At 70.2% G+C, this 10,854-nt stretch carries 10 protein-coding genes and 1 pseudogene; 6 read left to right on the plus strand and 5 right to left on the minus strand.

What is annotated here, in order from left to right; genetic code table 11:
* Positions 1-1,623 (plus strand): L,D-transpeptidase family protein (locus FV242_RS29995; RefSeq protein ID WP_147941464.1); only part of this gene is annotated, 1,623 nt, incomplete at its 5' end.
* A 247-nt stretch (positions 1,624-1,870) separates the two neighbouring features.
* On the opposite strand, the gene FV242_RS30000 is transcribed toward FV242_RS29995, so the two are convergent.
* Complete coding sequence (locus FV242_RS30000; RefSeq protein WP_147941465.1) at positions 1,871-4,546, minus strand: bifunctional acetate--CoA ligase family protein/GNAT family N-acetyltransferase; 2,676 nt, start codon at positions 4,544-4,546, stop codon at positions 1,871-1,873.
* A gap of 374 nt (positions 4,547-4,920) precedes the next feature.
* Between FV242_RS30000 and FV242_RS30005 the strand changes: the two genes are divergently transcribed.
* Both FV242_RS30005 and FV242_RS30010 read left to right on the plus strand, forming a co-directional pair.
* A complete protein-coding gene (locus FV242_RS30005) occupies positions 4,921-5,343 on the plus strand; it encodes a MucR family transcriptional regulator (protein WP_147941466.1) in 423 nt (140 codons plus the stop codon).
* Between the two features lie 97 nt (positions 5,344-5,440).
* A complete protein-coding gene (locus FV242_RS30010; RefSeq protein ID WP_147941467.1) occupies positions 5,441-6,199 on the plus strand; it encodes a restriction endonuclease in 759 nt (252 codons plus the stop codon).
* A gap of 73 nt (positions 6,200-6,272) precedes the next feature.
* Here the strand turns inward: FV242_RS30010 and FV242_RS30015 are convergent, their stop codons facing one another.
* Entirely contained in the window at positions 6,273-6,752 is a 480-nt protein-coding gene (locus FV242_RS30015) for a peroxiredoxin (protein WP_147910519.1), read from the minus strand.
* A 103-nt stretch (positions 6,753-6,855) separates the two neighbouring features.
* Positions 6,856-7,134: a hypothetical protein gene (locus FV242_RS30020; RefSeq protein WP_147941468.1), complete on the minus strand. Its 279-nt coding sequence runs from the start codon at positions 7,132-7,134 to the stop codon at positions 6,856-6,858.
* A 172-nt stretch (positions 7,135-7,306) separates the two neighbouring features.
* Between FV242_RS30020 and FV242_RS30025 the strand changes: the two genes are divergently transcribed.
* Positions 7,307-7,927, plus strand: coding sequence for a YqgE/AlgH family protein (locus FV242_RS30025; RefSeq protein ID WP_147910517.1), 621 nt, complete (start codon positions 7,307-7,309; stop codon positions 7,925-7,927).
* A 216-nt stretch (positions 7,928-8,143) separates the two neighbouring features.
* Here FV242_RS30025 and FV242_RS30030 read toward each other — a convergent pair whose 3' ends face one another.
* Positions 8,144-8,719, minus strand: coding sequence for a TetR/AcrR family transcriptional regulator (locus FV242_RS30030; RefSeq protein ID WP_147941469.1), 576 nt, complete (start codon positions 8,717-8,719; stop codon positions 8,144-8,146).
* Between the two features lie 114 nt (positions 8,720-8,833).
* Between FV242_RS30030 and FV242_RS30035 the strand changes: the two genes are divergently transcribed.
* Positions 8,834-9,532 carry a glutathione S-transferase family protein gene (locus FV242_RS30035; RefSeq protein WP_147941470.1) on the plus strand — a complete coding sequence of 233 codons (699 nt, stop codon included), beginning with the start codon at positions 8,834-8,836 and terminating at the stop codon, positions 9,530-9,532.
* Positions 9,533-9,590: 58 nt separating this feature from the next.
* Positions 9,591-9,965: pseudogene (locus FV242_RS30040) on the plus strand (tautomerase family protein).
* A gap of 140 nt (positions 9,966-10,105) precedes the next feature.
* Here the strand turns inward: FV242_RS30040 and FV242_RS30045 are convergent.
* Positions 10,106-10,854, minus strand: a 749-nt coding sequence (locus FV242_RS30045; protein WP_147941471.1) for a hypothetical protein, incomplete at its 5' end; no start/stop codon positions are given.

Raw genomic sequence — 10,854 nt, forward strand, 5'->3', positions numbered from 1 at the left:
GCCCCGGCCGGACCCGCGGCGGCGGCGGCCCCCCCGCCGCTCGCCGTCCCGGTCGCCGTGCCGCCGGCCCCGGAACCCGTGAAGAGTCCGGAGCCCAGGGCCCAAGGCGCGAAGGCCGAAGTGAAGGCCGAAGTGAAGGCCGAAGTGAAGGCCGAAGTGAAGGCCGAAGTGAAGGCCGAAGTGAAGGCCGACGCGAAGACCGAAGTGAAGACGCCCGAGAGCCGGCCGGTCGAGGCCAAAAGTTCCGAGGTCAAGCCGCCGGAATCCCCAAAGAAACCGCGCGAGCCGGCGCCGCTGGTCTACGCCAAGGTCTCCACCGACCCGACCCCGACGCTCACCGCCCGCACCTTCCTGGACACGCTGAAGGTGGCCGACCGCTACGCCGCCTTCGCGGAGGCCGGCGGCTGGGAGCGGCTGCCCGACGACCTGATCCGGCTGAAGCCCGGGGAGCGCAGCCCGGCGATCCCGTCGCTGCGCCACCACCTGACGCTCACCGGCGACCTGCCCGTAGACGCGCCGCCGAGCGACCGCCTCGACCCGCCGCTGGTGGCCGCGATCGCGGCGTTCCAGGGCCGCCACGGCCTGCCCGACAGCGGCATCCTGGGCCGGCTCACGATCAACGCCCTGAACGTGCCGGCCGCCACCCGGCAGCGCCAGCTCGCGGCTTCGGCGGCCCGGCTGATGGGTTCGAAATTCCCGTTCGGCGAGCGCTACGTCGTGGTCAACGTGCCCTCGGCCATCGTCGAGGCGGTGGAGAACGGCGTGGTGGCACGCCGCTACGTCGCGGTGGTCGGCTCCCCCGACAAGGCGACACCCACGGTGGAGACCCGGATCACCGACATCAACTTCAACCCGACCTGGACCGTGCCGGCCTCGGTGGTGAAGAACGAGATCATCCCGCAGATGCGCAAGAACCCGGGCTACCTCGCCCGGAACCACATCCGCATGCTCGGCCCCGCCGGCGAGGTCGACCCGACCCGGATCGACTGGGCCGGCAACAAGGCGGCGGCCTACACGCTGCGCCAGGATTCCGGCTTCGACAATTCGCTCGGCCAGGTGCGGATCGACATGCCGAACCGCTTTGCCGTCTACATGCACGACACGCCGGCCAAGTCCCTGTTCGCCGCCAACGTGCGCTTCCACAGCCATGGCTGCGTCCGGGTCGGGCAGGTGAAGGAGCTGGTCGGCTGGCTGCTGCAGGGCACCGACGGCCCCAACGGGCCCGGCACGAGCTGGGGGCCGATCGAGATCGAGACCGGCATCGCCGACGGAGAGCGCCGCGACATCAAGCTGGTCAAGCCGGTGCCGGTGACCTTCGTGTACCTGACGGGCTACGCCACACCGGACGGGACAGCGCATTTTCGCGATGACATCTACAACCTCGACACGCCGGCCACCGAGCCCACCTCAACCGGGGCGATCGCGCCGGCCGCCGCTGTGCCGCCTGTAGCGACGCCGAAGCCAGCCGCGGCAACGCCTCCGAAGCCGGCGGTGTCCAAGCCGGTGGGAGCCAAGTCAGCGACGGCGAAGCCCGTCGCTGCCAAGCCGTCGGTCAGCAAGGCGACGGTTGTGAAGCCGGCAACGGAGGGCGGCAATCCGGACGCGCTGCAGCCGCCCCGCTGAAGCTGATCCGGTCGGTCGTCCGCAACATCCGAGCGACGACGATCCGTGACCGGGCGCGCTTGATGGCCCGCCCCGTCATCCCGGGGCCGCGAAGCGGAGCCCGAGATCCATAACCGCTGACAGCTCAAGCATTTGTACCGTCGGCGTCCCTGGGTTCCGGGCTCGCCTTCGGCACCCCGGAACGACGCAGGTGTTTCGTCCTGCGAGCACCTTTTCCGAAATCGGCATCCTTCTCGGATGCCGCCTCCTACCCCACCCCAAGCTCCAGCTTCACGGTCACCAACCCCGGATCCTCCGGGTCCCGCCCCTGGCTGAACCCGAGGCGGCGGCAGACCGCCAGCATCGGGCGGTTCTCGGCCAGCACCATGCCCTCGACCCGGCCGACGCCCTCGGAGCGGGCCCAGTCGATCATCAGGCGCATCAACGCGAAGGCGAGGCCGGTGCCCCGCGCGTCGCGGCCGACCGCGATGGCGTATTCGCCGCTCTCGTGGCTGGCGTCGGCGTGCAGCCGGACGGCGCCGAGCATGCGCTCGCCGCCCTGCGGATCGACCTCGGTGGCCACGAACGCGATGGCCCGGGCGTAGTCGAGCTGGGTCAGCCGGGCGAGGAACGCGTGGCTGAACTCGCGCACAGGCCCGAAGAAGCGAAGCCGCAGGTCCTCCGGATCGAGGCCCTTGAAGAAGGCCAGGAACAGGCCCTCGTCCTCGGGGCGCACCGGGCGTACCCGGATCGTGCGGTCCTTGAGGTTGAGGGTGCGGACCCATTCCGCCGGATAGGGCCGGATCGCGAAGCGCGGGTGGCCGCGGCCCTGGCATCCCCGCTCCGCGCGGCCGATCCGGACCCGGGCGTCCAGCGCCAGCACGCCGGTCTCGTCGGCCAAGAGCGGGTTGATGTCGAGCTCGCGCACCTGCGGCAGGTCGGCGGCGAGCTGGGACAGCTTCACCAGGGTCAGGGCGATCGCCCCGAGGTCGGCGGCCGGCACGTCGCGGTAGCCTTCGAGGCGCCGGGCGACCCGGGTGCGGCCGATCAGATCGCGGGCGAGCGCGAGGTCGAGGGGCGGCAGACCGAGCGCGCGGTCGTCGATCACCTCCACCGCCGTGCCGCCTCGGCCGAACACCACCACGGGCCCGAACACCGCGTCCTCGGCGAGCCCGGCGATCAGCTCCCGGCGCTGGCCCCGCCGGACCATCGGCTGCACCGCGAAGCCGGTGACCCGGGCGTCCGGCCGCTCCCGCCGGGCGCGCGCGAGGATGCTGCGCGCGGCATCGCGGACGTCGGCCTCGCTGGTGAGATCGAGCCGGACGCCGCCGATATCGGATTTGTGCACCACGTCGGGCGAGACGACCTTGAGCGCCACCGTGCCGCCGGCCGCGATGATCGGCCAGGCCGCGGTCGCGGCGGAATCCTGGTCGGGGGCGAGGGTGATCGGCACGGTCGGGATGCCGTAGGCCTCGAGCAGCCCGTTCACGGCGACCGGGTCGAGCCAGGCCGCCCCCTGGCGCAGGGCGGCGGCCACGATCGAGCGGGCCCGGGCCGTGTCGGGGGAGAAATCCCGAGGCAGCGAATCCGGCGTGCGCATCAGGTCGTCCTGCGCCTCGCGATAGCGCACGAGGTGCAAAAGCCCCTCGATCGCCTCAGAATCGGTGGCGAAATGCGGGATCCCAGCCCCCGCGAAGGCGGCGCGCGCCACCTCGGCATCGCCCAGCGACACCGCGAAGACCGGCTTCTTGCGGGTCTGGCCGGCGCGGGCGCGGGTGACCGTCTCGGCGATCGCCCCGGCCACCGCGCCGGCATCCGACCGGACCGTGGGGACGTGGATCGCCAGCACCGCGTCGCTGCTCCGGTCGGCCAGCAGCGGCGCCAGGGCGGCCGAGAAGGCCGGGCCGCCGGCATCGATGCCGAGATCGATCGGATTGCCGGCCGGCCGGCCCTCGGCCTCGGGGACCTCCGCCAGGATGCCCGCGCGGTCGGTCAGCCGGTCGGCGGCGAGCAGCCCGATGCCGCGGCCGTTGGTGAGGATCGCCAGGCGGTCCCCCGGGAACGGGCGCTGGCGCCCCAGGGCCTCGACCGCCGAGAACATCGCGTCGAGATCCGGCACGGCGAGCAGGCCGGCCCGGCGGAAGGCCGCGGCATAGACCGCGTCGGGCCGGGCGAGCGCGCCGGTATGGGTCACGGCCGCCCGCGTGTCCGGCCGGTGCCGGCCGGCGCGGAGCACCACCACGGGCTTGGCGCGGGCGGCGGCCCGGGCCGCGGACATGAAGCGCCGGGCGTCGGCCACGCGGTCGAGGCAGAGCAGGATCGCCCGGGTGCGGTAGTCGGCGGCGAAATGGTCCAGACAGTCGGCGACGCCGATATCGAGCACGCTGCCGAGCGACAGGACCGCGGAGAAGCCGGTCCCGTGCCGGGCGGCCCATTCGACGATGGCGGCCGCCACCGTGCCGGATTGCGAGACCAGCGCCAGGTCCCCCGCCGCCGGGGCGTGGGCGAACAGGCTGGCATCGAGCTTGGCGGCGGGCACCGCGAGGCCGGCGCTGTCGGGGCCGAGCAGGCGCAGGCCCCCCGCGCGGGCGATCCGGTGCGCCACCGGCCCGGGATCGTCCGGCCCGCGGCCGAGCCGGGCGGTGAGGATCACGGCCGCCCCGGCACCGATCGCGGCGGCCTGGGCGACCACTTCGGGCACGCTCGCGGGCGGTACCGCGATCAGCACGAGGTCCGGCACCACGGTGAGGTCGGCGACCCGCGGCACGCAGGGCAGGCCGTCCACGGATTCGTGATCCGGCTGGACCGGCAGGATCGCACCGGGAAACCCCGCCCGGCGCAGGCTGTCGAGCACGCTGCGCCCGAGGGAGCCCTCGCGGGCCACGGCGCCGACCAGCGCGACCGAGCGCGGCGCCAGGAGCTTGTCGAAGCGGTAGGTGCTCACGGCGCCGAAGGCCCGAATCTGTGCGCGCGCATGGGGGCCCTCGCCTAGGTGACGCGCTTGGGCAAGGCGTGCCACGGCGCGCCCGCCACCCTACCAGATGGCACAATCTCCCGCAGCTGCAACGCCCGGATGCACCGATGCCGCGCAGGATCCGCGCCGGCCGCCACGGGATGAGCCGGCTTTGTACAGTATCCGACAATGCAGGCTGCTATCACGATGGCTGTTGTGATCGCTTATAAATTGGTCTTGCCCTTATATTGATCACATCATAGTACCTGCCGCTTTATAGGCCTGTATCAGCCTCGATAGACACAGATTCCGGCCGGCACACGCCGAACGATGGCGGCCGAGACGAAGCGACGGGAGGTTTCGGGATGGACGCCACGGTCGGAGAGGACCTGGATTATCTGACGCTGTCCGTCGGCATCGTGTCGGCTTTCGTGAGCAACAACCCGGTGCCGGTGCCGGAGCTGCCCGGGCTGATCGCCGCGGTCCACGCCACCCTGCACGGGCTGAGCCAGCCGCCGGCGCCGCCGGTGGAGGAGCTCCGGCCGGCGGTCTCGGTGCGGCGCTCGATCCAGCCCGACTACCTGGTGTGCCTGGAGGACGGGAAGAGGTTCAAGTCGCTCAAGCGGCACCTGCGCACCCGGTACGACCTGACGCCCGAAGCCTACCGGGAGAAGTGGGGGCTCGCCCCCGACTACCCGATGGTGGCACCGAACTACGCCGCCGCGCGCTCGAGCCTCGCCAAGAGCATGGGGCTCGGCCACCAGCGCCGGAAGGGCCAGACGGGCTAGGCCCGCGGGCCGGCGTCCACAGCTTTCCCGCCGGGATTCAGCATCGGGCAAGGGGCGCTTGCCAGGGTCGGCGGGCTCATCCGCGACCCGAGATCCGATGCCCGGCAAGCCCAACCCCGTCGCCCGCCTGTTCTGGACGGCCGTGATCGGCTGCCCGCTCGGGCTCTGGTACGGACCGCCGGCCTTCGCGGCCACGGGGCTCGCCCTCGTGCTGGTCCTCGGGCGCCACCTCGGACGGCCCCGCCGGTTCCGGGCCCGGGTGCGCCGGATCGCCCGGGCCCACGGCGAGACTCTGGCGCTGCGACGGCGGCAGGAGAGCTTTTCCGACGCCTACGGCAACCGGATCGAGGATGGCTGGCTGCGGGAGCGGGCGTACTTCCTCGACCGCACCGTCCTGCCGCAGGTCGGGCCGCGGTTTGCCGACCTCGCCGAGTCGGAGCGCGCCCGGATGCTGGCGATCGTGGAGGCGGAGGCCGCCGCCATCGCGCTGCCCGAGGAGGACGAGGCGCCGGGCGACGGGATCGATTACGAGCGCTACTGCGCCGACCGCCTGGCCCGGGCGGGCTGGCGGGCGCACCGGACCCCGCCGAGCGGCGACCAGGGCGCCGACATCGTGGCCGTGCGCGACGGGCTCCGGCTGATCGTGCAGTGCAAGCGGTTGGCCAAGCCCGTCGGCAACGCCGCCGTGCAGGAGGCGGCGGCCGCCCTGCGCTACTGGGCCGGCGACCGGGCCGCGGTGGTGTCGAATGCCGGCTTCACCCCGGCGGCGCGCCGCCTGGCGGCGGCGACCGGCGTGCTGCTCCTGCACCACGACGCGCTGGACGACATCGACCTCGCCGGCGCGCACCGGGCGTAGCGGGGGCGGGTTCCGAGATCCAGAAGGGCCGAGGCCCTTCGGCGAGGTATCGGGGCGCGAGGCCCCGATGGCCTCAGAGGACCTTGAGCAGCGCCTCGGCGCCGGACGCCTCGGCCTTCGAGGGGGTCTCCTCGACGTTGAGGATCTTCACCACGCCGTCCTCGACCAGCATCGAATAGCGCTTGGAGCGGATCCCGAGGCCGAAGCCGGTGCCGTCCATCTCCAGGCCGATGGCCTTGGCGAAGTCGGCGTTGCCGTCGGCCAGGAATTCCAGGCCCTCGGCATCGCTGGCCTTCGACCACGCGTCCATCACGAACACGTCGTTGACGCTGGTGACCGCGATGGCGTCGACGCCGCGGGCCGTGATCTCGTCCTTCTTCGAGACGAAGCCGGGCAGGTGGTTGCGGTGGCAGCTCGGCGTGAAGGCGCCCGGCACGCCGATCAGCACCACGCGGCGGCCCTTGAACACGTCGTCTGTGGTGCGGGCGAGCGGGCCCTCGGGGCCAGTCACCCGGAAGGTGGTCTGGGGCAGGTGATCGCCGACCTGAATCATCGCGGGTCCCTCGTTGCTGCGCGCTCCGATCGCGCGCTGAACAATCGCGGCTGACCTAGCGTGGTGGACCGCGCCTGTCGAGGACGGTCGGGCGCCGACGCGCTCAAGGCCCCAGGAGCTTGATGAAGGCGGCGCCGGCGCCGAAGAAGGCCGCGCCGGCAGCCATGCCCGAGAGCGCGACCTGCCAGGGTGCCAGCGCCCGGTCGCGGCTGAGCTTGGCCGCCTCGGCCGACATCTTGAGCTGCTCTGTGGCCAGCTTGGCTGCCTCGGCCATCAGCTTGCGCTGCTCGGCGACGAACTTACCCGTCTCCTCCTGCGCCCGCTGGATCTGGGCGCGCTGTGCCTCGATGTCGAAGGCAGCCGGGGATGCAGCGTCCGTCATGGGACGCCTCCTTCTCGCGGCCAGATCAGGCCTGTGCAAATTCCAATGCCCGGGGGCGAGGATATATAGCGATCCGCCCGTAGATTCGACAGCGCCTTTCCAGCCGGGTAGGGCCGGGGCGGCGCGCGCTTTGTCCGCTGGACAAGGCGAGGGGGCCGCGTAGCATACGCGCATGTCGAACCCAGCCTCGCCCGCGCAATCCGCGCTCACCGGCTCGAGCTTCCTCGACGGCCAGTTCCTCGTGGCGATGCCCGGGATGGCCGACGATCGCTTCGCCCGCTCGGTGATCTACGTCTGCGCCCATTCGGCCGACGGCGCGATGGGCATCATCGTCAACAAGGCGGCCACCGACATCAGCATGCCGGACCTGCTGGTCCAGCTCGACGTCGCCCCGGAGGCGGACGCGATCCGGCTGCGCGAGCGGGTCGGGCACATGCCGGTGCTGATGGGCGGCCCGGTGGAGGGGCGGCGCGGCTTCGTGCTGCACACCGACGACTTCCACATCCAGCAATCGACGCTGATCATCGACGACGGCATCTGCCTCACCGCCACGGTCGAGATCCTGCGCGCCATCGCGAGCGGCGAGGGCCCGGCCAGCGCCGTGCTGGCGCTCGGCTATGCCGGCTGGCAGGCGGGGCAGCTCGAGAGCGAGATCATGGCCAACGGCTGGCTCAACTGCCCGGCCGACCCGGCGCTGATCTTCGACACCGACCTCGACGCCAAGTACGAATTGGCCCTGCGCGCCAACGGCATCGACCCCGCCATGCTGTCGATGACCGCCGGGCGGGCCTGACTCGTCGGCCCGAACGGCGGCTGCCGGCTTTCGGAACACGACGGTGCGAGAACACGGATCTGGTGCGTCGTGCCGGTTCCGATGTCCGGGACGATGCTCCCGGGTTCAGACCCAATCGGCTTGACCGTGCGCCGATCCGTTGAGGGTGGATTTCCGCCGATCTGCTTCTGAGCGGCAGGGCTTGGAAGCGGCCCTTCTCTTCGTGCAGGCTTTCGATCAGTTCGGCAGGAGTCCCGCCTCTTGATAGCTCCTCACCAACGAGTCGAACAGATTTACGTCCGAACGGCTTCGAGCGATGATCTGAGCTCCGGCCACAGCAGCATAGATGGCACGGGCTCTCGTCTCCCCGTCCTTTGGCTCAACGAGTTTCGAGGCAACCAGCTGCTCGCGTAGCCAGGCCGTATTGACGTCTGCAAAAGACTGGACCTCCTTCAGGACCTGCTCAGGTAACGCGTCATACTCTGTCGCCATGAAGCTGCTGAGGCACATGCGATTGTTGCGTTCCAGAGAGAGGCGAAAAATGCCGGGATATTGCCGCAGCGCGTCCATCGGGCTTTGCGCATCCGTTGAAATAGCTTCAAGAGCGCGGGCAATGTCTTCCCAATAGCGGCGCGCGACTGCCTCGCCGAGAATGGCCTTATTGGCGAAGTAGTAGTTGATGCTGGCGGCCTTGATGCCAACGGCCTCCGCGAGGTCGCGGAAATTGATACCGCCGTATCCATAGGCCATCGCTGCTTCCCTCGCGGCCACGAGGATCGCCTCACGCACATCCCTCTTCAACGTCGCTACCATTCTCAACCTCCACCTGTCATATGGCAGACAGGGGTTGACGGCACAAGACGCCGGTCTTAGCTTGCAATCTGTCATCTGACAGACAGGCAAGCTCTTCAGGAAGGCGCGACGACGATGCCCGACAAGCTCAAGCTCTTCACCTCACCCTCGGCCTTCCCGAACCCGCAGCGTCTGCGGATCTTCATGCACGAGAAGGGCATCGCCGATCACTTCGACGAGACGGTCTACGACATGTCACCGGTCGGCGAGCAGCGCGGTTGGAAGCACCTGAAGATGAACGCTTGGGGCGAGACACCGACCCTCGCGCTCGCCGACGGCTCTTACTTGAGCGAGACCTCCGCCATCGCCCGCTACCTCGACGACACGTTCGAAGGCCGCAAGATCATGGGAGAGACGGCGCACGAGCGCGGCTTCGATCAGATGTGGGACAACCGGGTGTGGGTGCACATCCTCTATCCCATCGTCACCGCATTCCATGTCCTGCATCAGGGCCTGGGCCCGAAGCTCGAACTGACCAGCAATCCGGCCTGGGGCGAGCATTCCCGCAAGGTGGCACTGGCGCATGCCGGTCTCGTCGATCGGCATCTCGCCGACGGCCGTGCGTGGCTGCTGGGAGGCGATCAACCGACGTTCTCGGACATCACGCTGGCGACGGCGATCGCGTTCTCCAAGTTCCCGGTGAACGCCACTCCGCTCGATGAGCGCTTCGAGCATCTCGATGCCTTCTGGCGGCGCTGGCAGTCTCGGCCGACCTTCATCGCTGCCTATGCGGACAGGAGCAGCGGTGTGCCGGAGATCGACAACCGGACGTGAGCGCTCAGCGGTCGGTCCCGGCCGGGGTCCGACCGCAATCCTGCCCGAGGCGGTCATCATGCCCTTTGCACGTATCGATTTGATCGCGGGGAAAAGCCCCGAGTACCGCGCTGCCATGGCGGACATCGTCGATCAAGGCATCGTCGACATCCTCGAAGCGCCTGATGGCGACCGCTTCGTAGTTGTCGGCGAGCACAAAGCCGATAATCTTGTCTATGATCCGCAATGTGTTGGCTTCGGCCGGTCTTCGAACTCCATTTCGATCCAGGTGACGAGCACTGCCGGCAACAAGAACGACACCAAGTTCGCCTTCTAACGCTTCGTTGCCGACGACCTGAAATCGAAATTGGGGGTCCGACCTGACGACATCATGATCAACATGGTCTTTGTCGAGAAGGAGGACTGGTCGTTCGGTGATGGTCAGCCGTGGTAACGACTTCCGATATCACCGCGGCCCACAACTGAAGGGCCGCCGATTGATGACCGCTTTGGGGAAGCGCCGACGGCGGTTCGGGCGGCTGCGTTGGGTCGCAAGCAGCCCTTCGCACGGCCGGGCCCGACCGGATCTTGACCCTATTCCGGCGGCATCTCGCCGGCGGTGTCCGGGTTCACCCCGTCGACGGCCGGCTCCGCGGCGGGCCTGGGCCGGGACCGGCGCGGGGCCGCCGCGGCGGTCGGAACCGCCGTGTTGGCGCCCAGGCGGGTGGCGAGCGCCAGGGCCCGGTTCTCGGTGACCCGCAGGTGGCAGAAGCCGTGCGTGCCCTCGCGGGCGTAGTTGCGGCAGAGCTGCTCCCGGTCGGCCGAGAAGGCCGCCTGCTCGCTCACAATCGGGCGCACGTCCTCGCGCCGGGCGCGCTGGGTCATCAGCTTGTAGTTGTCGCGTACCGCCTTGTCGGCGACGCCCCGGCCGGTGTCGAACTCCCCGGCCCGGGGGATCAGGCTAGCGCCCGCCGGCCCCCACAGCCCCACGGGGGTGGTCGCGCAATCGGCATTCGAGAAGGTGCAGATCGGTCCCTGGCCCAGCGACGTGACCAGGATCCCGCCTTCGACCACGTCGAAGCGCAGCGGGCACTCGGCCCCGGCAGCCTCGAAGCGCGGCGCGCCTTCGGGCTTGCCCTCGGAGGACAGGGTAATGGGGTTGCCGTTGGCGAGCGGCACCGTGCAGGATTCCGCCGGCTGCGAGATCTTGGTGCCGGGCAGCTTGATCCGCGCCGTGACGGCGGTGCCGGCCCGCTCCAGCTTCAGGGTGCCGGACATGCCGTTGAGCTGGAGCTCCGGCCCGATCACCCCGTCCTCGGAGGGGGCCTTCAGCACCACCGGGC

Origin of the sequence: Methylobacterium sp. WL64, assembly GCF_008039945.1 — a bacterium.
Classification (GTDB): domain Bacteria; phylum Pseudomonadota; class Alphaproteobacteria; order Rhizobiales; family Beijerinckiaceae; genus Methylobacterium.